The following is a 21,224-nucleotide window of genomic DNA, read 5'->3' as shown; positions in this document are numbered from 1 at the left end:
CAATAGTCAGATCTGCGCAACGGGTGGTGTCGGGCACGAAGGTGACCCGGCGCCACCCGTCCTGCCGTCCCGATCCGACCGTCCCGGATAGGGCCCTCGGCCAGCCGGTGATCAGCTTTCTGAGTACGCTGACCATATGGTGGTAGCCCAGCGTTTCGGAGCGGAACACCGCGTCCTCGTCACCGGCGGTGCCGGATTCGTCCCATCCCACCTGGTCGACGCGCTCATCGCGCGGGGCTGCACGGTGGTCGCGGTGGACAACTTCGTCACCGGTTCCAAGGAGAACGTCGCCCAGCTGGCCGACCATCCCCGGTTCACCCTGGTCGAGGCCGACGTCTCGGAGGGACTCCCCGGGCACCACCCGGCGATGACCGAGCGGTTCGACGCCATCATGCACCTGGCCTCGCCGGCCAGCCCCACCGACTTCGCCACGCTGCCGATCGAGATCCTCCGGGTCGGCTCGCTCGCCACCCTGCACCTGCTCGACCGGGCGGTCGCCGACCGGGCCCGGTTCATCCTGGCCTCCACCTCCGAGGCGTACGGCGACCCGCAGGTGCACCCGCAGGTCGAGACGTACTGGGGCAACGTCAACCCGATCGGCGTACGCAGCGTCTACGACGAGGCCAAGCGGTTCGCCGAGGCGAGCACGATGGCGTACCACCGCTACCACGGGCTCGACGTCGGCATCGTACGGATCTTCAACACGTACGGTCCCCGGATGCGGCCGGACGACGGGCGGGCGATTCCCACCTTCATCACCCAGGCACTGCGCGGCGAGCCACTGACCGTGCACGGCACCGGCGCGCAGACCCGGTCCATCTGCTATGTCAGCGACCTGGTCCGCGGCATTCTGCTGCTGCTCGACTCCACCGAGACCGGCCCGATCAACTGCGGCACCGAGCACGAGGTGTCGATGCGCGAGCTGGCCGAGACGATCGCCGAGCTGACCGGGAGCCGCTCCCAGGTGACCTATATCACCCGGACCGCCGACGACCCGGAGATGCGCCGGCCGGATCTCACCCTGGCCCGCGAGCGGCTCGGTTACGAACCCGAGGTGACTCCGGCCGAGGGGCTGCGCCGGACGATCGAGCACTTCAGCCAGCGGTTGGCGGGGTAGCGGAGGATACCGGGTCCGTGCCAGCCCGGCCGTGGCACACGGCGGTTTCTTGGTTCCGCTACGTACCCTGAGGGCATGTTCGAGAGCCCTGCACCGAACGCGGCCAGCAGTTCGTACCGGATGACGGCCGGCGGATCCGCCGGTCGGGCCTCGGTCCCCGGCCCGGGTCAGGCGGCCGGTTCGAGCCGGATCTCCGGCCGGGCGCACGTCTCCGGCGTACCAGGTCAGGCCCGTCCCTACGACTCACCGCCCGGTCCCGGCGGCGGTGGCCCCGGCGGTCCCGGCGGTCCGGGCCTGCCCGGCGGCCCCGGCCGAAGCGGCCCACGGCCCCGGTGGGGTCGGATCGCCCTGGTCGTCGGCGTCGCCGTGCTGGTGCTGGGCCTGCTCGCCGGCGGTGGCCTCTGGCTCTACGTCCGAGGGCTCGACGACGACATCGCCCGGACCGACCCGTTCTCCGAACTGGCCGGCGGCCGGCCCGAGTCGGTCAGCGGCGCCTTGAACATCCTGCTGGTCGGCAGCGACTCCCGCGATCCGGACGCCCCGATCGACCAGGCCAGCAAGTGGCGGGCCGACACCATCATCGTGATGCACATCCCGGCCAGTCACGACAAGGCCTACCTGGTCTCGGTACCCCGGGACCTCTACGTACCGATTCCGGAGAACGCCAAGGCGGAGTGCGGCAGCGGCGAACGCGGCAAGATCAACGCGGCCTTCGCGTTCGGCGGCCTGCCCCTGGCGGTACGCACCGTGGAGTGCTTCACCGACGTCCGGATCGACCACGTGATGGCGATCGACTTCGCCGGCTTCAAGGAGGTCACCGACGCACTCGGCGGGGTCGACCTGAAGGTGGAACGCGACACCACCTCGATCCACAAGCCGTACCGGAAGTTCAAGAAGGGCGTCAACCACATGGACGGCGCCGAGGCGCTGGACTGGATCCGCCAGCGCAAGCAGTTCCCGGACGGCGACTTCGCCCGGATGCGCCACCAGCAGGAGTTCCTGCGGGCGCTGATGGACAAGGCGGCCAGCACCGGCACGCTGACCAACCCCGGCAAGCTGAACGCCTTTCTCAAGTCGGTCACCAGCGCGGTCACCGTCGACGAGGGCTTCTCCCTGGTCGACATGGCGATCCAGTTCCGCAACCTGCGCGGCGAGAACCTCCGGTTCATCACCAGCCCGCACAACGGCAGCGAGACCATCAACGGCGAGTCGGTGGTGGTGTCGAACCGGGAGAAGGCGCTGGCCATGTACCGCGCGATGGCGGCGGACACAATGGACGACTGGGTCGCGGCGAACGTCGCCCCGACGCCCACACCGGCCAACGGCGGTTGAACCGATCCGCACGCTCACCCGTAGATGAACAGGAGCAGGTAACGTAGTTGAATTCGGGGCGACTGGCGGGTGTCCGCACCATGTCACGGCGCCCCGCTCCTCACCCCCTGACCCTGGAGCAGGCATGCCGGTGCAATCCCGCCGACGTCCCCCACGGCCCGCCGCGACGGTCCCACCCTCCCGCACGGCCGCGTCGGTCGGGTCCGGTGCGACTCTCGACGACTGGGCGGAGGCGCCGAACGGCACCGGTGGAAAGGGCAAGGGGAGTAAGGGTAAGGGCGGCAAAAGCGCCCGGCGCCGCAAGACCCCGCTCTGGGCTCGCCTCACGCTGGTCTTCGGCGCCGTGCTGATGCTCTCCAGCGGGGTGGCCATCGTCGGCATGCAGGTCGTGATCGACCAGGCGACCAGCACCATCCAGCAGGAGAATCTGCTCGGCGCCGCGAGCAAGTCCGACGCCGAGGGCGGCAAGGACCTCGAGGGACCGATCGACCTGCTGCTGCTCGGCATCGACGCGCGGGCCCGGCTGGACGCCGACAACGTCCGGGCCGACACCATCATCGTGCTGCACATCCCGGCCACCCACGACCAGGCGTACCTGCTCTCCATCCCGCGCGACACCGAGGTGCAGGTGCCGGCGTTCAAGAAGAGCAGGTACGGCGGCGGCACCGCCAAGGCGACCGAGGCGTTCTACCACGGCGCGCAGAACGGCGGCGGGCTCTCCGGCGGCGCGCAGTTGATGGCGCTGACCATCAACAAGCTGACCGGGATCAGCTTCGACGGCGCGGCGATCATCAACTTCAGCGGATTCAAGAAGATCATCGACGCCCTCGGCACCATCCCGATGTGCGTGCGCCAGGAGGTCAAGTCGCACCACATGAAGCTGGTCGACGGCAAGCCGATGTGGAACCACGAGGCCGACAAGGCCAGCGGCGTCAAGAAGCCGGTGGTGCACAAGAAGGGCTGCCGGCAGATGCAGGGCTGGGAGGCGCTGGACTACTCGCGCCAGCGCTACGGACTCACCCACGGCGACTACGACCGCCAGCAGAACCAGCAACAGCTGATCAAGGCGATGGCCAAGAAGGCCATGAGCGACGGCGTGATGACCGACATCGGCAAGCTGAACCAGTTGATGAAGGCGGCCGGCGAGGCGCTGATCCTGGACACCGGCGGCACCCCGATCGCCAACTTCATCTTCACGATGCGCGGCGTGGCCGCCAACGACCTGGTGCTGCTGCGTACCAACGGCGGCAACTTCGCCGGCAACGACAACGGTCGGGAGACCCTCAAGCCGATCAGCCAGCAGATGTTCACGGCGGTCAAGAACGACAGGTTGGACGAGTTCATCATCAACAATCCGACCGTGCTCGCGCCGAGCAAGTAGGCGACGGCGGACATCGCCAGCGAAAATCCCAAAAGCCACTAGACGCTCAAACCGGGCCCCTAGCCTGAGGTGAGGAAGCTTCACTCAGCCGGGTCCGGGGAGGGGTCACGTTCACACCCAAGCGGGCAGTTCCGGGCCAACCCGGGCAGCCTGGACGCGTCTTCGGCACCGCACGTACCGGTGGACCGGTACGTGCGCGACGGCACCGGCGCAAGGCGCCCGTCTGGGCGAAGGTGGCGCTGGGGCTCGGCCTGGTCCTGCTGCTGGTCTCCGCAGCCGGCGGCGCCGGCCTGCACATGCTGGCCAACCGCTACGACAACAGCGTGGTCAAGCAACTGCTCCTCGATCCGGCCGCCCGGGGGGAACGGGGCGACGTCGCCGGCCCGCTCAACTACCTGCTGGTCGGCTCCGACGAGCGCCCCGCCGCCAGCCCCGGTGACGACCAGCGGTCGGACACGATCATGATCGCCCACCTGCCCGCCGGGCTGGACCGGGCCTACCTGATCTCGGTACCCCGGGACCTGCTCGTCGAGATCCCGCCCGCACCGACGACCGGCTGGCCCGGCGGCTCCGACAAGATCAACTCGGCGTTCCAGTACGGCGGCGGTGGCCAGGACGGCACCCGACTGCTCTCCGCGACTCTGAGCCGGCTCACCGGAATCCGCTTCGACGGTGCCGCCCTGGTGAACTTCGCCGGCTTCCAGCGCGCCATCGACCTGCTGGGCGGGGTGCGGATGTGCGTCGACACCCCGGTCCGGTCGATACACACCCGGCACGTCTTCGAGGCCGGCTGCCACCAGATGAGCGGGGCACAGGCACTGGACTACGCCCGCCAGCGGTACGACCTGCCGAACGGCGACTTCGACCGGCAGCGACACCAGCAACAACTGCTACGGGCGATGATGGACAAGGCCACCACCACGGACATGCTCCGCAACCCGCTCCGGCTGGACCAGGTGATCCGGGCCATCGGCTCCTCGTTCACCGTCGACACCAACGGCGTACCGCTGGAGGACCTGATCTTCGGTCTGCGCCGGATCCGCTCCGACGTGCTGCGCGGCATCCAGCTCCCGTCCCACTCCGAGATGATCGACGAGGTCTCGTACGTCCTGCTGGACGAGCCGGCGAACACCCTGTTCGACTCGATGCACGCCGCGGACCTGGACAACTGGGCACAGCAGCACCCGAAGTGGGTCAACAAGCTGTAGCCCTCCGGCGATGTCCCGGACAGGCTCTACCCTTGGTAACCGTGTTCGCAGCCAACATTCCCGCCGTGACCGCCGCCGAGGTACCCGCCGACGCCTACCTGCTCGACGTACGGGAGCCGGACGAGTGGACGGCCGGGCACGCGCCCGACGCCCACCACCTGCCGATGATGGAGGTCCCCGCGCGGATGTCCGAGATCCCGACCGACGCCGACGTGGTGGTGGTCTGCCGCTCCGGCGGCCGCTCCGGCCAGGTGGTCGGCTACCTGATGAAGAACGGCTGGGACAACGTCCGCAACCTCGACGGCGGGATGCGCCAGTGGGCCGCCGCCGGACGCCCGCTGGCCAGCGAGGACGGGCAGCCGCCCCGGGTCATCTAACACGACCGGTGGGCACCGTGAGCGCGAGGAGTGAGCCGGGGTCGCGAGCCCCGCAGCGCGAACAAGAAGCCAGCACCGTGAGCGCGAGGAGTGAGCCGGGGTCGCGAGCCCCGCAGCGCGAGCCGGGGTTGGGGGTCCTGCGGCCTCGGGGGTCGGGCGGGGTGCCGGAACCCCGGACGCGTCCGCTGGTCTTCGCGCACCGCGGCTCCTCGGCGGCGATGCCGGAGCACACCCTGGCGGCGTACCTCCGGGCGTTGGCCGAGGGCGCGGACGGGCTGGAGTGCGACGTACGGCTGAGCCGGGACGGGCACCTGGTCTGCGTACACGACCGGCGGTTGGATCGGACCAGCAACGGCCGGGGGCCGGTCGGGGCGTACACCCTGGCCGAGCTGGAACGGCTCGACTACGGCTCGTGGCACAGCGGGGCCGCACCCGACGGCGATCTGCCGCCGGATCCGGAACGGACCCGGCTGCTCACCCTCGACACGCTGCTCCGGGCGGTCCGGGCCGCCGACCGCGAGGTCGAGCTGCTGATCGAGACGAAACACCCGGTCCGGTACGGCTCCGGCGTCGAGCGCCGCCTGATCGCGCTGCTGGACCGGCACGGGCTGGCCGATCCCCGGCCGGACGATCCGGTACGGGCGACCGTGATGTCCTTCTCCCCGCTGGCCGTACGCCAGATCCACCGGCTGGCGCCCCGACTGTCGACGGTACTGCTGCTGGAGCTCGCGCCTCCCGGGCTGCGCCGGGGGCGGCTGCCGTTCGGCGCCCGGATCGCCGGCCCGAGCCTCAAGCTGCTCCGCACCCGCCCGCAGCTCGTCCCGGCCCTGCACCGGGCGGGCAACCGGGTCTACGTCTGGACCGTCAACGACACCCCCGAGCTGGACCTGGCGCTGGCCTACGGGGTGGACGGCATCATCACCGACCGGCCCGCCATGGTCCTCGACCGGCTGGGCCGAGCCGGGTCGGATCGCTGAACCGAGCCGGGGTCCGACCGCTGGGGCCGGACCCGGGCGACCGCTGGGCCCGGACCCGGGCGACCGCTGGGCCGGGCCTCGGCCGGAGCACGCCGGCCGGATGACGGTACTGCCGAAAGCCCCGCCGAACGGGCAGACTCGGGGCATGCCGGAACGCCCCGATTACCCCTGCCTCATCGCCGGCCACGCCGAGGTGATGGAGATGCTGAACACGGGCGAGGTGGGTCTTCCGGTGCTCAACCGACTGTTGCGGGTCGCCGCCCGGGCGCTCCGCGCGCCCGGCGTCGCGTTCGTCGAGTTCGGCCCGAACGGCGGCCGGGTGGTCTCCGGCAACGGGGAGTTGGACTGGGCGGTCGGCCGACCGATCCCGATCGTCGAGCAGCCGGCCGACGAGTTGCTCTGCGGCCCGGGGGTACGCGCGATGAGCGTCGACATCCTCCCGCCCGACCTCGCCGAGGAGTTGGACGGGCGCGGGCTGCGACACATGCTCGCCGCCCAGGTCGAGATCGGCGGACTGACCATCGGCAACCTGTACGCGCTCTATCGGGACGCCGAGTCCCCCGACGATCCCGAACACCGCTCGGCGCTCGGCTTCCTGGCCGCCACCGCCGCGCACATGTACGGCGACCAGGCCGGACTGCCGGTGCACGGCGACGGCACGGTGGTCGCGGCGCTGGCCGACGGGCTGGCGATCGTCACCCGGGACGCCACCGTGCAGCTCTGGAACCCGGCCGCGGAGAAGGTCACCGGGCTGCGCGCCGCCGAACTGCTGGACCGGCCGCTGCCGTTTCCAGTGCCGCCGCCCGGGCAGGTACTCGACCACCGGCTGCCGGACGGGCGCTGGCTCAAGATCACCTCCGGCGAGTTGCCGGGCACGGCGGCGTCCCGGGTGGTGACCTTCCGGGACAGCAGCGACCAGCACATCCGCGACCACGACCGGGACCTCTTCGTCGCGGTGACCAGCCACGAACTCCGTACTCCGGTCACGGTCATCAAGGGGTACGCCGACACGCTCGGCACGCACTGGGAGTCGCTCTCGGACTCGGATCGCCGGCAGGCGGCCGGGGTGATCGGCCAGCGGGCCGGCGAGCTGGCCCGACTGGTGGACCGGCTGCTCGCCACCACCAACGAGGCCGGCCCGGTCGGCGGCTCCCCGCCGATCCCCTTCGACCTGCTCGACACGCTCCGGGCGGCCGCCGCCGACCTCCCGGCCGAGCTGCGCCACCGGCTGGTCATCCAGCTTCCGGAGAACCTGCCGAAGGCACTCGGCGACCGGGCCAGCCTGGCGACGGTACTGACCGAGCTCACCACCAACGCCGGCAAGTACTCGCCGGACGGCTCGCCCGTGCTGCTGACCGCCGAGGCCGACCGGCGGACGGTGGCGTTCCGGGTGAGCGACCGGGGAATCGGGGTACGTCCGGAGCATGTCGAGCGCGCATTTGAACGGTTCTGGCAGGGGGAGTCCGGCGACCGACGCCGCTATCCCGGCGCTGGCCTGGGGCTCTACCTCGTACGCCGGATCGTCGAGCGACAGAATGGGTGGGTTTCCCTCCGCCCGCGCGACGGGGGCGGTACGGTCGCAGAGGTACGGCTACCCCGAGGCTGAACCGAGGTCGCCCGGTGGCGCCGTGCCCCGGTGGTCCGTCGAGGAGGCACCTGGAGTGAACCTTTTCCCACCTGGACCGCGCGGCGCTCACGCACCGCGTCCGACCTTGCGGTCCGTCGGACGGCAAGGGGAGGTTGAAAAAGGTTCAATGTCGAGCGTCTCGACCGAACGATCGTGGTGCCTGCTGGTGCCACAGCACGCCCAGGGGGCCCGTACCGCCCGGCACCGGCTCGGCGCCGAACTCGACGGTGCGGTCCCGGCGGCGCTGCTCGCCGACGCCGAGATGGTGGCGGCCGAACTGCTCGGCAACGCGGTACGGCACGCGCCGCCGCTGCCCGGCGGAATGATCCGGCTGACCTGGCTGCTGCGTACCAGCCCGACCGCGCACACCGTGGAGATCCGGGTGACCGACGGCGGCGCCGCCGGCCCGCCCCGGATGCGCCAGGTCGGGCCGGAGGCGACGGACGGTCGGGGACTCCTCCTGGTGGCCGCGCTCGCCACCGACTGGGGGGTCGAGCGCGACGGGCTGGGGCAGAGCGTCTGGGCCCGGCTGGTGCATCCGGTCCGGCACACCGTCGCCGTCCCGTGACGCGCCGGTCGGCCGGCCACAGGCGCGCCGCCGACGGTCAGCCGCAGGTGACCCGCCGGTAGTCCGCAGGTGACCCGCCGGTGGTGCCGCCGGGTGTCCGTGCCCGCCCGGTTGCGCCTAGGCTGTCTCGCCGTGGGCAAGCGTCGAAAGAGTTCCCGGTCCGCCGCAGCGGACGCCAGCAGCTCCGCGAGCGGGGAGAACCGGGCCGAGAAGCGGCAGAAGGTACGGGACATTTTCGTGCCCCGCCCCTTCGAGGGGCTGACCGACGAGGCGGAGTGGATCGCGCTCCGTGAGTTGGTGCCGGCGGCCTCCGCCCCACTGACTCTCGCGCCCCATCTGGTCGAGGAGTTCGGGGACCGCCCGGTCACCCTGGCCACCGTGCTGCCGATGGCCACGCCCGCGATCACCAAGCCGGACGGCCGAATCATGATCGGTCTCCAGCGGCACGTGCAGTCCGGCGACGTCTCCCGGGATCTGGCCGAGGCGCTGCTCTGCGCCCTGCGTACCGAGCCCGGTGGCACGGTCTCGGTGCCGGCGCTGCCCGGCGAGGGGCCCCGGCTGCCGGACGTGCTGGTCGACGGGCCGCTCGACATCACCATGCACGAGGGGTTCGAGTTCTGGCTCGACCCGGGGGCGGGCGACGATCCCAACGTCAAGGCGTCGCTGGAGCGGGCCAACGCCTCGATCTACCCGACGGTCCGGCTGGCTGCCGCGCCGGCCGCGTACTGGTGCCAGGTCACCGACAAGAGCCACGTCCGCTGGGTACTGCCCGACGACGAGGACGCCGCGCTGGACGCCCTCTCCCGGCTTTCCGCCGCCGGTGAGCTGCCGCTCGGCCCGCAGACCCGGTTCGCCGGGATGTTCCGGGCGCACGGCCGGCTCGTACCGGTCTGGGACATCCCCCGGGACGCCGCGCCGGAGTCCTGGGAGGCCCCGCTGGGGGACTTCGTGAAGCGGTACGCCGCCGCCCTGGCCGACCCGGCCCCGCTGGACGCCGCCGGTCGCCGGGCGAAGCAGGGGCTGCTCGGCCGCCAGCTCACGCTCCGCTGAACCACCGACCGGCAAGCACCCCCGTACGTCAAGATTCTTGGCGAGTTGCGGTTCGTCACACGCCATAACTCGCCAAGGATCTTGAACCGCGTGCGAGTGTCAGCGCTGTGCGTCAGCATGTGTTGACGAATGGTCAACGTCAGCATATGCTGACGGCATGTCCGCGATCGCCGACCTTGACCGTGCCGCACACGGCAGCGACCCCGATGCCGCGCTGCGGGCGGTCGCCCGGCTTCGCCGCCTGGTGGAACAGCTGGAGGCCGAGCAGGTCGCGGCGGCCCGACGGGCAGGCTGGTCCTGGCAGGACATAGCCGTCCGGCTGGGCGTCACCAAGCAGACCGTGCACCGGAAATACCGCCGCGACCAGGAGGTCTGATGTTCCGAGGCGATCACCCCGATCTCCGTCGCGCGGTGGATCGGGCCCTGGCCAGGGCCCGTGATCTCGGCCACCCCCGGGCCGGCAGCGAGCATCTCCTGCTCGCCCTCACCGCGACGGGTCACCCCGTCAGCGCCGCCCTCGACCGGCACGGCGCCACCGAGTCGGCCATCCGGGAAGCGGTACGCCGAGCCGCGCCGCTGGGCGCCGGAGCCGCCGCCGACCGCGACACCCTGGCACCGCTCGGCATCGACGTGGACGGAATCCTGTCACGCCTGAGTCCGGCCGTGCTGGACCGGGCGACCGCACCCGAGCCGCTGCTGCCGTTCGGAGCGGCCGAGGCACGACGGCGATGCGCCCGGTCGAGCCCGCCCCTCGGGCTCGACGCCCAGGCGGCCTACGAAGCATCACTCCGGCTCGCACTCGCCCGCCGGGACCGCGAGCACCGGCCGGAACACCTCGCCCTCTCCCTCGTCGCGCTCGATCCCGGGGCGGCATGGGCGCTGAAGACGGCTGGGGTGGACACCCGGGCCCTGCTCGCCGATCTGGCCGACACCTTCCCACCACCGTCACGAAGCCCATTGCTGCGCGCCGAGCGCCGGCTCGGCCAGCGGTCCCGCGGCCACGACCTGGTCCGGCGTTACCAGCGTACGACCGGACGCACGGTCACCTCGGGCGGCGCGGTCGCCGCACTCATCACCGGCTGACGTCGAACCGGCCTGCGTCAACTGCGCCGAGACCATCCGGCGGCGGCACGACCGGCCGCCCCCAGCGGCGGCACGACCGGCCGCCCCCAGCGGCGGCATGAAACGAGAACGGCTCCCAGCGTCATCGCCGGGAGCCGTCTTTCTTCGTCGTGAGCGGCGGTCAGCCGACCGGCCCGACCCGCTTCGCCAGGTCGACAAACGCCTGCCAGCCCGCCGGCCCGAAAACCAGCGTGCCGCCGTCGCGGTCCTTGCTGTCCCGGACCAGCACCCGGCCCGGCAGATTGTCGGCCAGCTCGACGCAGGCACCCTGGTTAGAGCCGCTGCGGGTGCTCTTGCGCCACTGTGGCATCCGGTCAGTCATGATCGGTGATGGCGCTCTGCGGGAGGTCCCTGGACGGCCGCGCCGGTAGGGCCAGCCCGCTGACAATCTCCCACGATACTTCCAACTGGTACAGATCTCCCCGTCCGTCACCACGCGGCCCTGAAGCTGGTCATCGACGTAGCCGGCACGGCGGCCAGCGGGGAGCGTCGCCAGCACGAATGCCCCCTGCTCGTCGGCTTCGAGGGCGACCGGGTCGGCCTGATGATGTACCTCGGTGCCCACCTCGCCCGCGCGCTGCAAGAGCTGCCCGACACGCACCCCGCACTGATCGTCGGCCAGATCCTCCACTGGGTACCGCGCCGACGCTGACCTGCCTCGTCACCCGAGCGACCCGCCCCGGTCCGCCGCCTCCCCTCGGCGACCTGGGCGGGTCCGCGTCATCACCTGGACGGTGCTGCCGGGCGCAGCGGCTCCCGGACGAGGGGGCAGGACATGCAGCGCGGGCCGCCCCGGCCCGAGCCGAGTTCGGAACCGGCGATCCGGATCACCTCGATACCGGCCCGTTCCAGTTGGGCGTTGGTCTCCACGTTCCGCTCGTACGCGACGCAGAGCCGGGGCGCGAGCGCCAGCGTGTTGTTGCCGTCGTCCCACTGCTCGCGTTCCGCCGTCACCGGGTCCAGGCCGGTATCGATCACCCGGAGCGTGTCCAGGTCCATCGCGTCCGCCGCCGCGCGCAGGAACGGGGCCGGCCCGTCGAGCTGGAGGTCACCGTCGGTGCCGGCCACCACCGTGTACGCCGAGAGCGTGTCGGCGATGTTCGGATACATCAGCACCGCGTCGACGTCGACCATCGTGCAGACGGTGTCCAGGTGCATGGTGGCGCGCTCCTGGGCGATCGGCACCACCAGGATGGTGTGCGCCAGGCGTGCGTCGAAGACCCGTCGGGCCAGCCGCTCCGCTCCGGCCGGGGTGGTGCGCTCGCCGACCCCGACCGCCAGCACCCCGGGGGCGAGCAGCAGTACGTCGCCGCCCTCCAGGTGCTCCAGGCCGGGGCCGTACACGAAGGGGGTTCCCGCGAACCGGGGGTGGTGCCGGTAGATCGCGTCGGTCAGGCTGGTCTCCCGGCCCCGGGCCGGCATGGCCAGGCTGGTCACCGCGGCGTGGTTGCCGATCCAGGTGGAGGAGTCCCGGGTGAAGAGCAGGTTCGGCAGCGGGTCGATCACGAAGTCCAGCCGGTCCATCAGCCGGTAGACGAGGCCGCCGCCCCGGTCGCCGCCGAGCCGCAGCTCCTCGTGGGCGAGGCCGGCGATCAGCACGTCGGCCAGCGCGGCCGGGTCCAGGTACGACAGGTGCGCCGCCACCCGGCGCCGCAGCGTGTCACCCAATCGGGTGTCGGCGAGTACCCGCTCGGTCATCTCGGACCGCGCGTCCGGCACGGCCAGCGTCTCGGCGAGTAGGGTTCCGATGTAGAGCACCTCGACGCCGCGCTCGGTCAGCGCGGCGGCGAACGCGTCGTGCTCCTCCTGCGCCCGCCCGACCCAGGGGATCGCGTCGAAGAGCAGCGAGTCGTTGTTCCGGGGCGTGAGTCGGGCAAGTTCAGGCCCGGGACGATGCAGAAGTACGGTGCCGAGACGCCCGACCTCGCTGTCCACGAAATGGGTCATCCTCGCAGCGTAGGGCAGCAGTTGGCACCATCCGGGAAAAAGGGCTTCGGGTGAATAGGGCATTCATCCACACTCACTCCGGTGCTTCGACTTGCCGCCCCCTAGGTCTGGCCACGTACCGTAGTGAGGAGATAACTTCGAGGGACCTTTTGCCGGAGGTCACGATGACTGTCTTTTCTGCACGATCAGCGGTTCCCGCTGCGCGGGCCCTCCCTCCCGCGCCGGTCAACCAACTTCCCCCTCTGGAGGCCGTCCGGCCGACGCCGATGGACTGGGCCCGTCGGCGCCGCGCGGAACGAGACGCGCGCCGGATCGAGGCCGCCGGTGCCCGGGCGCTGAGCCGGCTCGACCATCTCGGTCCATCGTGGCACGTGGTCGACTGGCCGCGTACCGAGATGACCGAGGCGAGCATGCTCGACCTGGACTACCGGTCCCGGGACGAGCGCGCGGGCTTCCTCGCGATCGGTCCCAGCGGACTCTTCGCGGTCACCGTGGCCGACCACGGCCGGTCCCGGGTCCTGATCGCCGGGGACGTCGTGCAGATCAACGGCAAGCGGCCGGCGTACGTGTCGGAGGCGCGGCGGGACGCCAAGCGCGCCGCCAAGGCACTCTCCAACGCGGTCGGCCTGACCATTCCGGTCACCCCGGTGCTGACCTTCGTCGGCTCCGGGGTGATCAGCGTGTACGGGCTGCCCAAGGAGTGCCTGGTGGCGACCCACCGGGAACTCGACCGGCTGCTCGTCGCGGGCGGCAACCGGATCAGCGCCGCCACCGCGGAGAAGCTGTCCCGGGTCGCCCAGTCCCCCGCCACCTGGCTGAACGCCCCGTACCGGTCGGCGGCGGACTACCGGTGGTACGAGGAGGGCCGAACGGCGGCTGACAAGCACGCCGGTCGCCGGTAGCGTCACCAGCCGACGCCACCCGCCGGGCGGCGCCCCGTCGCCACCCAAGGGGCCGTGGGGTGTGTGCCGTACCGGCGGGGGCTGCGGGATGGCCCGACCGGCCGGTGCACCGCGGGGGTCGCGACCCCGGGAGGCACCGGCTAGCGTTGGGCGTGGTGCGGCAAATAGGAGGCGCGGTGGCCCACGTCGAACTCTCGATCTCGGAGGCGTTCCCGACGCCGGCGACCCCGTCGCTCGGGCACGGGTCCACCGGCTTCGACGACGCCGACGGGCGAGGTCACCTCGACGGGTTCACCCGGTGGTCCGAGACGGTCTCGGCGGCTGCCGAGCCGTGCCTGCTGATCGACCGGGAAACCACCATCGCCGCCGTCTCGCCGGCCTGTTGCCAACTGCTCGGCCTCGGCACCCCGCTCGACGTGCTCGGCCTCCTGCTACTCGGCAGCGGGCTGCGGCTGCTCGACTTCACCGCCGCCCGCGGCGAGCTGACCGAGCAGGATGTCGAGAAGATCCCGCCGCTGCTCGCCCTGCACTCGGGCCGGCTCGCCCGGGGGCTGCTCCGGGTGCGCTGCCCTGAGGCCGACGGGCCGGACGCCACGACCGTGGACGCGATCGCCACGCCAGTCCTCACCGACGGCGAGGTCGCCGGCTCGCTCACCTTCTTCTCCGAGGTCTGAGCACCCTTCTCCCGGGGAGTCTGAGCGCCCTGCTCCCGGGGGTCCGAGCACCGCCTGCCCGACCTGGGCGGGCCCGTCGGCCGCCGGCCGGCGAAGGGTGGCTCGGGAGATACGCCGGTCACCGGTTGGACAGCTCCGCGAGACGTTCCGGCCACCCGGGGGGCGCCGGGCAGGTGACGCGCGTCGCGATCTGGCCCTCCCGCAGGGCGGTGGTGTTGGGCCGGTGCCGTACCCCCCGTAAGGTCTCCTCATGCTGGACATCGCTCTGCTGCCGGAGGAGTACGCCGTGTGCCGGCTGCCCGCCGGCTCACCGGTGCCGGCCGGCCTACTGAGCCCTCCGGCGGACTCCGGCGTGCTGTCGGTGACCCGGAGCGGCGCCGAACTGTCGATCATCTGCCGGGCCGACCAGGTCCCGGCCGACGCCACCGCCGAGACCCCGTGGCGCTGCCTCCGGGTGGCCGGCCCGCTCGATTTGGCGCTGACCGGGATCCTCGCCTCCCTGGTCGTGCCGCTGGCCGACGCCCGGGTCAACATCGTGGCGTTCTCGACGTTCGACACCGACTACCTGCTGGTCCCCTCGGTACGGCTCGTCGAGGCGCTCGCCGCGCTGCGACAGTTCGGACACCGGATCACCACCTGAAGGGTGGTCGATCACGCCGACGCCCTACCATTGGCGGGGCCATTCGCCGCACCACCCACGGCAGCCACCTATGCCCGAGGATCCGGCCGTGCTCCGTCTTCCGTCGTCCGCCCCCACCGCAGGCCGGTTCCATACCGCCGGCGCCCTGCTCGGCTGCCTGGCCCTGGCCGGCTGCCTCGCCCTGGCGGCCTGTGGCGTGCCCCCCGAACTCCAGACGCCCCGAGCCACTCCCACCCGGCCGACCCCCACCCCGACGGTCGACCCCACCGGCACGCCGACATCCACGCCGAACCTGTCGCCGACGCCGACGCCGAGCCCCACCTCGCTGGTCGCCTGCCCGGCCGGCGGGCCGAGCCGCGACCAGGTGACCGCGCTGCTGCGCCGCACCGCGAACCTGCCCCGCTCCGGCCGGGTCACCTTCCAGACCGGGCCGCTCTGCGTGCAGGACTGGCAGTACAGCGTCGTGACGGTGGCCGACCGGGAGCCGTTGCAGGCGGTGACCCGGGGCCGCCCCGGGAACCTGCGGCTGGTCACCGCCGGCTCCAACGTCTGCACCATCACGGTCCGGGCCGAGGCGCCGCCCGCGCTCCGGACAACGGTGTGTGACGCACCCCCGCCCGCGTACGCCGGTTTGTAGGCTGGACGGTATGCCCGGAACACCGCCGACCCGCTTCGTCTACCTGGGGCCCGAGGGGACCTTCGCCGAGCAGGCGCTGCGCACCATCCCGGCCGCCGAGCGCGGCATCCGTACCCCGGCGCGCAGCGTTCCGGAGGCGTTGGACGCGGTCCGGGCCGGCGACGCCGACGCCGCGCTGGTGCCGCTGGAGAACTCCATCGGCGGCGCGGTGGCGGTCACCCTGGACGAGATGGTCGAGGGCGAACCTCTGGTGATCACGCGCGAGGTGGTGCTGCCGGTCGAGTTCGTGCTCGCCGCGCCGCCGGGCCGGACCCTCGGCGAGGTGCGTACCGTGGCCGCCCATCCGCAGGCGTCCACCCAGTGCCGCCGCTGGCTCCGCGAGCACCTGCCCGACGCGGTCGTGGTGGACGTACTCTCCAACGCCGCCGCGGCGCTCGCCGCCGTCGACGGCCAGCAGGACGCCGCGATCTGCGCGCCGATCGGCGCCGCCCGGCAGCGGCTGACCGTGCTCGCCGACAAGATCGCCGACCATGACGACGCGGTGACCCGGTTCGTACTGCTCAGCCGGCCGGGCCCGCCGCCGCCCCGGACCGGTGACGACCTGACCTCGCTCGCCGTCTACATCGCGCACGACCGGGTCGGCGCGCTGCTCGCCGTGCTGATGGAGTTGGCGGTACGCGGGGTCAACCTGACCCGGATCGAGTCCCGGCCCACCGGCGAGGCGCTCGGCCGCTACGCGTTCTTCCTCGACTGCACCGGGCACGTCGCCGACGACCGGGTCGGGGAGGCGCTCCAGGGGCTGCGCCGGATCTGCGCCGAGGTGCGCTTCCTGGGGTCGTACCCGAGGCATCGCGGGAGCACGGCGGTGGCCGAGCGCCCGGTCCCGGCACCGGCCGGGCTCTCCGACGTCGACTACGCCGACGCGGCGGCCTGGCTCGCCCGGCTGCGAGCCGGCGAACTCTCCTGAGTCATGGCGGCGGCGCCCGGCGAAGCGGGGCGCAGCGCCTGACGCACTCTGCGACGCCGCACCGAGCCGATCGGTGGTGCCGCGGGCGTGCCGCCGTCGCGGGGGGGAGCCCCGGACCGTGACGCCGCCGGCGGCGAGCGGGGAGAGCCTCCGCGGCAGCAGAAGTTTCTGGCCGCGGAGTCTCTGACACCGGGCGTACTCATTTACACTCATCGATGGACACCCCTGGTTCACCTGCGGTTCATGATCGGGCCGCCGGTGACAGAGGCACCCCCGCCACGCCTCGGTCCAGCCTCCGTCCCCGACAGACAGGACCCCTCATGACATCCGCAGTACGCCGGACCGCCCTCGCCGGAGGGCTCACGGCCGCCCTGCTGGCCGGCCCGCTCGCCGTCGCGGCCGTCGCCGCCCCGACCGCCACGATCACCCTCAACGGGTCCAGCGCGAGCGTCTCGGGCAGCAACGTCACCGTCTCCGGTAACGCCGTCACCATCACGGCTCCCGGGTCCTACCAGATCAGCGGCACGCTGAACGACGGCCACGTCAACGTGGACACCGCCGCCACCGGAAACGTGGAACTCGTCCTCGCCGGCGCCTCGATCACGAACTCGACTTCCGCTCCGCTCTACGTCACCAACGCCAGCGCGGTCACCGTCACGCTGGCCGCCGGGACCAGCAACAGACTCACCGACGCGTCGACCTACACCAACACCGGCGAGCCGGACGCCGCACTGTTCAGCGCGGCCGGGCTGACCATCGGCGGTACCGGCTCGCTGGACGTCCGCGCCAACTACGCCGACGGGATCGTCAGCAAGGACGCCCTGGTCATCCAGTCAGGCACGATCACCGTGAACTCGGTGGACGACGCCATCCGGGGCAAGGACTCGCTCACCGTCAACGGCGGCACCATCAACGTGACATCGAGCGGCGGCGACGGGATCAAGTCCAACGACACCGAGGCCGGCAAGGGCATCGTCACCATCACCAACGGCACGATCACCGCCGCCGTCGCCGACGACGCCGTCAAGGGCGAGAACGCGGTGAACATCTCCGGCGGCACCATCAACGTAACCCGGTCCTACGAGGCGGTGGAGGGGCTGCGGACGACGATCAGCGGCGGCACCGTCAACGCGGTGGCGAGCGACGACGCGATCAACGCCGTGGAAGAGGGTCTGGGGGACTTTGTCCCCTCCACGATCGCGTTCATCCGGGTCACCGGCGGCACGGTGGTGGCCACCGGCGGGACCGACGGCTTCGACTCCAACGGCGAGCTGACCTTCGCCGGTGGCACGGTGGTGGCCAACGGCTCCAGCACCGTGGGCGGCGGTGAGGGCGCGTTCGACGCCGACGGGCCGATAACCTTCACCGCCGGCACGGTGGTGGGCGCCGGCCTGACCTCGCTGGCCGTGTTCCGGGCGGTGCCGAACACCGGCCAGGGCTGGGTGGCACCCCGGTTCACCACCAACCTCGCCGCCAACACCATCGTGCACGTCGTCTCCGGCAGCACGGTGCTGGCCTCGTTCCGGTCGTCGCGGACCATCCGGGAGGTCGTCTTCTCGTCGAACCGGATCACCAACGGCCAGCCGTACGACGTCTACACCGGCGGCAGCGTCAGCGGCACCGGCATCGGCGGCTACTACCCCAGTGGCAGCATCACCGGCGCGACCCGGGTGTTGACCGGCGTCACCGCCGGGCGGTACGGCCGGTTCTGAGCCGTACCGGCCGACGCGGGCCGGAGGCGTCCCGGGCGGGGCGCCTCCGGCAGTCGGTCAGTCCAGGAGCTGGTTGAGCAGTCCGCCGCCACCGCCCTGCTCCTGGCGGCCCATGCCCTGGATCGGCGGCTCCTCGGAGGGCTGGACGATCACGAAGCCCTGGCCGGCGAAGCTCATCGTGAACGCCTCACCGGTACGCCGGCCGAGCAGCGTGCCGAGGCCGAGCTGCTCGGCCCGGTGGTAGCCGGTCTGCAGGCTCGCCGACCAGGCGACCGCGGCCTGCGGGTCGACGTACGTCGGCGCGTCGACGTTGAGCACCACCGGGGTGCCCTTGGTGGTGATCGCGATCCGGCCGTAGCCGCTGAAGACGCAGTTGAACAGCCCGGACGACGACATCATGCCGGCCCCGCCGACCATCTTGATGTCGTACTGCAGGGTGGAGTCGAAGGCGAGCACGCTGGAGCCGTTGATCGACAGCGAATCGCCCGGCTCCAGGTCGATGATGTGCACGTCCGCCGCGTAGTCGGCGAGGAAGACGTCACCCCGTCCGCTGATCTTCATCAGCGGGACACCCTCGCCGGTCAGCTTCTGCTTGAGAAACTTGCCGAGCCCGCCCGAGCCCAACGCCTGGAACTGCACCTGCCCCTGGTACGCGACCATGGAGCCGACCCGGGCCATCGCCTCGCCGTTGAGTTCGATCTTCAGCATCTTGGAGTTCTGCAGCCGCATCCCGGGCTGGTGTGACTCCTTCTCCAGGTTCTCTGCCGAAAACAGCGCGCTGCGCATCACGTTCCTCCTGACGGGTGGAGGACCGAGGGTAGGCAACCGGCGCAACCAGGCAGTTCCCGGGGGCGGCCGTTCCCGGTGGTCAGGCAGGTCCGGTACCGGCCAGGCGCGGCCGAGGTCGCTGGTTCAGGCCCAGCCGAGGTCGTGCAGCCGGTCGTCGTCGATGCCGAAATGGTGGGCGATCTCGTGCACCACCGTGATCGCGACCTCGTCGACGACGTCGTCCTCGGTGTCGCAGATCCGCAGGATCGGCCGGCGGTAGATGAAGATCCGGTCGGGCAGCACCCCGGCGTAGTCCCAGCCCCGGCTGGTCAGCGCGTGGCCCTCGTAGAGACCGAGGAGTTCGGGACCGTCCTCCGGCGAGTCGTCCTCCACCAGGATGACGACGTTGCTCATCAGGTTGAGCAGTCCCTCCGGCACCTCGTCGAGGGCCTCGGCGACCAGTTCCTCGAAACGCTCGCGGCTCATCTCGACCGGCACCGCCCAATTGTGCCGCACCCGACGGGATGGGCCGGCGCCCGTCGGAGGACGCGGCGGCCGTCCGGACCCGCGGGACGCGCCGCCGACATCGACGATCGCGATGATCAGGGCCGGCGGCGCCGCGCTCGGCGACGTACCGGGAAGTGCCCTGACCACCGCGACCGAGGGATGGACGGAGAGGTTTCGCCAGGATCAGGCGGCGAGGCGGGCGTTGAGCGAGATCTCGGCCCCGGGCGAGAGCAGCCGGGAGATCGGGCAACCCGCCTTGGCGGCCTCGGCCAGCTTGTTGAACTCGGCCTCGTCGATCCCCGGCACGTCGCCGACGGTGTCGAGGTCGATCCGGGTGACCGTCATGCCGGCGTCGGTCTTGTCGAGGTGCACCTGGGCGGTGGTCTCGACCGAGGTCGGCGTGAATCCGGCGTCGGCGAGAGCCTTGGAGAAGGCCATCGAGAAGCAGCCGGCGTGCGCCGCGCCGATCAGCTCCTCCGGGTTGGTGCCCTCGCCCTCCTCGAAGCGGGACTTGAACGAGTAGTTCCCCTGCAACCCGCCCTTGCCGGTGCGGATCGTGCCGGAACCTTCGGTGAGATTGCCCTGCCAGCGGGCGGATGCGGTGCGGATAGGCATGGTGCCGACGCTAGCTTAAAGCGACCGGCGACGCGACGACCCGGGCCAGGACGCGGACCACCTGGGCCCCGCGGTACGGGGCCGGTCCGCGGCTGCTGTGCCATCATCGATGGCAGGAGTCCGCCGTGGAAGGGGTCAGCGATGCCCGACGACGTCTCCATCCCCCGCCAGGACGGGCCGGACGGCCGTCGGGACGCCGGCCCGGCGGATCCGGAACGACCGGACGACGACGCGGAAACCACACCGGACGGTGCCAGCATCGTCTCGTGGGGCGACCGCCCGGGTACCGGGGGGCGGGCCGGGCTCGCCCTGCGCCGGCTCGGCGGGGACAGCCGGTTGGTGCCGGTGGTCGGCGCGGCCGGGGCGGCAGCCGTCTTCGCCTCGCTGATCGGCGACTGGGCGGTCACCAGCATGACGGTCGAGGGCGCCGAGAACGCGGTCGCCCTGGGCAGCGGCGTGGTGGACATGTCGACGTTCGGCACGGCGTACCTGGTCGGGGTCTTCGGCGTGCTCGGCTGCCTGGCGCTGGTCCTGTTCGGCTCGCCCGGGGTACGCCACAACGCCCGGGTCGTCGGGCTCGCCGTCTCCGGGGCGGTGCTCGGGGTACTGCTCGCCACCACCGGCTCGCTCGACACCCTGGCCGACCGCTGGCAGATGTACGGCCAACTGGACGGGATGGTCATCGAGTACGGCCAGGGCCTCGTGCTGGCGTACGTCGGCACCGGCGGGCTCGGGTTGGCCCTGCTGCTCGCCGGGCGTTTCGTCCGGCGGAGCGCGGTCGCACCGGCGCCGGCCGCCGGGCCGGACGCACCGGCCGGACCCCTGCCGGCGGAAGAGTCCGACTGGCCGTGGCGGCGGCGGCCCCGGGCGGCCGGCGCGCCGGAGGTGGCCGACGATGACGACGGCCGGCCGCCACCGATCGACCTGACGGTGACCCCGACCAAGCCGTTCGCGCACTGAGCCGTTCGCGCACTGAGCCGGCCGAGCCGGCCGGCCTGGCACGGATTCGGCCAGGGCCACGATCCGGATGCCGGGGACGGGGGCCACCACCGCCCCGACCGGCCGGTGCGTCGGCCGGGCGTATCTCGATACACCT

At 71.9% G+C, this 21,224-nt stretch carries 23 protein-coding genes; 18 read left to right on the top strand and 5 right to left on the bottom strand.

Translation table 11 applies throughout. The annotated features are described in order from the left end of the window. Positions 1-136: 136 nt before the first annotated feature. From ACQEVC_RS09555 to ACQEVC_RS09505, 11 genes are all read left to right on the top strand, one after another. Positions 137-1,117, top strand: coding sequence for a GDP-mannose 4,6-dehydratase (locus tag ACQEVC_RS09555; RefSeq protein WP_432875288.1), 981 nt, complete (start codon positions 137-139; stop codon positions 1,115-1,117). Positions 1,118-1,192: 75 nt separating this feature from the next. Further along, entirely contained in the window at positions 1,193-2,449 is a 1,257-nt protein-coding gene (locus tag ACQEVC_RS09550) for an LCP family protein (RefSeq protein WP_432875285.1), read from the top strand. 124 nt (positions 2,450-2,573) lie between these two features. Beyond that, positions 2,574-3,830 carry an LCP family protein gene (locus tag ACQEVC_RS09545; protein WP_432875282.1) on the top strand — a complete coding sequence of 419 codons (1,257 nt, stop codon included), beginning with the start codon at positions 2,574-2,576 and terminating at the stop codon, positions 3,828-3,830. Between the two features lie 260 nt (positions 3,831-4,090). Further along, a complete protein-coding gene (locus tag ACQEVC_RS09540) occupies positions 4,091-5,038 on the top strand; it encodes an LCP family protein (protein ID WP_432891222.1) in 948 nt (315 codons plus the stop codon). A gap of 41 nt (positions 5,039-5,079) precedes the next feature. Beyond that, positions 5,080-5,415 (top strand): rhodanese-like domain-containing protein, encoded by a 336-nt coding sequence (locus ACQEVC_RS09535; RefSeq protein ID WP_318398914.1) that lies wholly within the window; start codon positions 5,080-5,082, stop codon positions 5,413-5,415. A 161-nt stretch (positions 5,416-5,576) separates the two neighbouring features. Continuing rightward, entirely contained in the window at positions 5,577-6,392 is an 816-nt protein-coding gene (locus ACQEVC_RS09530; protein WP_432875279.1) for a glycerophosphodiester phosphodiesterase, read from the top strand. Positions 6,393-6,537: 145 nt separating this feature from the next. After that, entirely contained in the window at positions 6,538-7,998 is a 1,461-nt protein-coding gene (locus ACQEVC_RS09525; protein WP_432875276.1) for a sensor histidine kinase, read from the top strand. Positions 7,999-8,146: 148 nt separating this feature from the next. Next, on the top strand, positions 8,147-8,587 hold the full coding sequence (locus ACQEVC_RS09520) for an ATP-binding protein (protein ID WP_432875273.1): 441 nt from the start codon (positions 8,147-8,149) through the stop codon (positions 8,585-8,587). Positions 8,588-8,719: 132 nt separating this feature from the next. After that, on the top strand, positions 8,720-9,637 hold the full coding sequence (locus ACQEVC_RS09515; RefSeq protein WP_432875270.1) for a DUF5926 family protein: 918 nt from the start codon (positions 8,720-8,722) through the stop codon (positions 9,635-9,637). Positions 9,638-9,794: 157 nt separating this feature from the next. Continuing rightward, positions 9,795-10,013, top strand: a complete 219-nt coding sequence (locus tag ACQEVC_RS09510) for a helix-turn-helix domain-containing protein (protein ID WP_318400012.1) — start codon at positions 9,795-9,797, stop codon at positions 10,011-10,013. Then, complete coding sequence (locus ACQEVC_RS09505) at positions 10,013-10,720, top strand: Clp protease N-terminal domain-containing protein (protein ID WP_432875267.1); 708 nt, start codon at positions 10,013-10,015, stop codon at positions 10,718-10,720. The genes ACQEVC_RS09510 and ACQEVC_RS09505 overlap by 1 nt, the downstream gene beginning before the upstream one ends. A gap of 160 nt (positions 10,721-10,880) precedes the next feature. Here ACQEVC_RS09505 and ACQEVC_RS09500 read toward each other — a convergent pair whose 3' ends face one another. Together ACQEVC_RS09500 and ACQEVC_RS09495 are read right to left on the bottom strand one after the other, a co-directional pair. Further along, positions 10,881-11,069, bottom strand: coding sequence for a DUF397 domain-containing protein (locus ACQEVC_RS09500; RefSeq protein ID WP_432891219.1), 189 nt, complete (start codon positions 11,067-11,069; stop codon positions 10,881-10,883). Positions 11,070-11,482: 413 nt separating this feature from the next. Further along, positions 11,483-12,706, bottom strand: a complete 1,224-nt coding sequence (locus ACQEVC_RS09495) for an arginine deiminase (RefSeq protein ID WP_432875264.1) — start codon at positions 12,704-12,706, stop codon at positions 11,483-11,485. 164 nt (positions 12,707-12,870) lie between these two features. Between ACQEVC_RS09495 and ACQEVC_RS09490 the strand changes: the two genes are divergently transcribed. The 6 genes from ACQEVC_RS09490 (at position 12,871) to ACQEVC_RS09465 (ending at position 18,238) form a co-directional block, all read left to right on the top strand. After that, the gene (locus ACQEVC_RS09490) at positions 12,871-13,608 is read left to right on the top strand and encodes a hypothetical protein (RefSeq protein ID WP_318399997.1); all 738 of its coding nucleotides are present in this window, start codon (positions 12,871-12,873) and stop codon (positions 13,606-13,608) included. Between the two features lie 176 nt (positions 13,609-13,784). Next, entirely contained in the window at positions 13,785-14,282 is a 498-nt protein-coding gene (locus ACQEVC_RS09485) for a hypothetical protein (protein WP_432875260.1), read from the top strand. A gap of 250 nt (positions 14,283-14,532) precedes the next feature. After that, complete coding sequence (locus ACQEVC_RS09480; protein ID WP_318399993.1) at positions 14,533-14,922, top strand: ACT domain-containing protein; 390 nt, start codon at positions 14,533-14,535, stop codon at positions 14,920-14,922. 88 nt (positions 14,923-15,010) lie between these two features. Continuing rightward, on the top strand, positions 15,011-15,559 hold the full coding sequence (locus tag ACQEVC_RS09475) for a hypothetical protein (protein WP_432875257.1): 549 nt from the start codon (positions 15,011-15,013) through the stop codon (positions 15,557-15,559). 10 nt (positions 15,560-15,569) lie between these two features. Continuing rightward, positions 15,570-16,526 carry a prephenate dehydratase gene (pheA, locus tag ACQEVC_RS09470; protein WP_432875254.1) on the top strand — a complete coding sequence of 319 codons (957 nt, stop codon included), beginning with the start codon at positions 15,570-15,572 and terminating at the stop codon, positions 16,524-16,526. A gap of 320 nt (positions 16,527-16,846) precedes the next feature. Next, positions 16,847-18,238 (top strand): carbohydrate-binding domain-containing protein, encoded by a 1,392-nt coding sequence (locus ACQEVC_RS09465; protein WP_432875251.1) that lies wholly within the window; start codon positions 16,847-16,849, stop codon positions 18,236-18,238. 57 nt (positions 18,239-18,295) lie between these two features. Here the strand turns inward: ACQEVC_RS09465 and ACQEVC_RS09460 are convergent, their stop codons facing one another. From ACQEVC_RS09460 to ACQEVC_RS09450, 3 genes are all read right to left on the bottom strand, one after another. Beyond that, on the bottom strand, positions 18,296-19,024 hold the full coding sequence (locus ACQEVC_RS09460; RefSeq protein ID WP_432875249.1) for an AIM24 family protein: 729 nt from the start codon (positions 19,022-19,024) through the stop codon (positions 18,296-18,298). A 126-nt stretch (positions 19,025-19,150) separates the two neighbouring features. Beyond that, positions 19,151-19,492, bottom strand: coding sequence for a metallopeptidase family protein (locus ACQEVC_RS09455; RefSeq protein WP_346258123.1), 342 nt, complete (start codon positions 19,490-19,492; stop codon positions 19,151-19,153). A 204-nt stretch (positions 19,493-19,696) separates the two neighbouring features. After that, positions 19,697-20,128: an OsmC family protein gene (locus tag ACQEVC_RS09450; protein ID WP_346258124.1), complete on the bottom strand. Its 432-nt coding sequence runs from the start codon at positions 20,126-20,128 to the stop codon at positions 19,697-19,699. 141 nt (positions 20,129-20,269) lie between these two features. Between ACQEVC_RS09450 and ACQEVC_RS09445 the strand changes: the two genes are divergently transcribed. Further along, positions 20,270-21,088, top strand: coding sequence for a hypothetical protein (locus ACQEVC_RS09445; RefSeq protein WP_432875246.1), 819 nt, complete (start codon positions 20,270-20,272; stop codon positions 21,086-21,088). Positions 21,089-21,224: the final 136 nt, after the last annotated feature.

It is taken from the genome of Plantactinospora sp. CA-294935, from assembly GCF_050936445.1.
In the GTDB taxonomy this organism is placed as follows: Bacteria; Actinomycetota; Actinomycetes; order Mycobacteriales; family Micromonosporaceae; genus Plantactinospora.
This window is presented reverse-complemented; position numbering and strand designations above follow the sequence as displayed.

Bases quoted from the DNA above. Each gene is read 5' to 3' on its own strand.
- ACQEVC_RS09555 (WP_432875288.1), top strand. From the start codon at position 137: ATGGTGGTAGCCCAGCGTTTCGGAGCGGAACACCGCGTCCTCGTCACC.
- ACQEVC_RS09550 (WP_432875285.1), top strand. From the start codon at position 1,193: ATGTTCGAGAGCCCTGCACCGAACGCGGCCAGCAGTTCGTACCGGATG.
- ACQEVC_RS09545 (WP_432875282.1), top strand. From the start codon at position 2,574: ATGCCGGTGCAATCCCGCCGACGTCCCCCACGGCCCGCCGCGACGGTC.
- ACQEVC_RS09525 (WP_432875276.1), top strand. From the start codon at position 6,538: ATGCCGGAACGCCCCGATTACCCCTGCCTCATCGCCGGCCACGCCGAG.
- ACQEVC_RS09520 (WP_432875273.1), top strand. From the start codon at position 8,147: ATGTCGAGCGTCTCGACCGAACGATCGTGGTGCCTGCTGGTGCCACAG.
- ACQEVC_RS09510 (WP_318400012.1), top strand. From the start codon at position 9,795: ATGTCCGCGATCGCCGACCTTGACCGTGCCGCACACGGCAGCGACCCC.
- ACQEVC_RS09505 (WP_432875267.1), top strand. From the start codon at position 10,013: ATGTTCCGAGGCGATCACCCCGATCTCCGTCGCGCGGTGGATCGGGCC.
- ACQEVC_RS09500 (WP_432891219.1), bottom strand. From the start codon at position 11,069: ATGCCACAGTGGCGCAAGAGCACCCGCAGCGGCTCTAACCAGGGTGCC.
- ACQEVC_RS09495 (WP_432875264.1), bottom strand. From the start codon at position 12,706: ATGACCCATTTCGTGGACAGCGAGGTCGGGCGTCTCGGCACCGTACTT.
- ACQEVC_RS09490 (WP_318399997.1), top strand. From the start codon at position 12,871: ATGACTGTCTTTTCTGCACGATCAGCGGTTCCCGCTGCGCGGGCCCTC.
- ACQEVC_RS09480 (WP_318399993.1), top strand. From the start codon at position 14,533: ATGCTGGACATCGCTCTGCTGCCGGAGGAGTACGCCGTGTGCCGGCTG.
- pheA (WP_432875254.1), top strand. From the start codon at position 15,570: ATGCCCGGAACACCGCCGACCCGCTTCGTCTACCTGGGGCCCGAGGGG.
- ACQEVC_RS09465 (WP_432875251.1), top strand. From the start codon at position 16,847: ATGACATCCGCAGTACGCCGGACCGCCCTCGCCGGAGGGCTCACGGCC.
- ACQEVC_RS09460 (WP_432875249.1), bottom strand. From the start codon at position 19,024: ATGCGCAGCGCGCTGTTTTCGGCAGAGAACCTGGAGAAGGAGTCACAC.
- ACQEVC_RS09455 (WP_346258123.1), bottom strand. From the start codon at position 19,492: ATGAGCCGCGAGCGTTTCGAGGAACTGGTCGCCGAGGCCCTCGACGAG.
- ACQEVC_RS09450 (WP_346258124.1), bottom strand. From the start codon at position 20,128: ATGCCTATCCGCACCGCATCCGCCCGCTGGCAGGGCAATCTCACCGAA.
- ACQEVC_RS09445 (WP_432875246.1), top strand. From the start codon at position 20,270: ATGCCCGACGACGTCTCCATCCCCCGCCAGGACGGGCCGGACGGCCGT.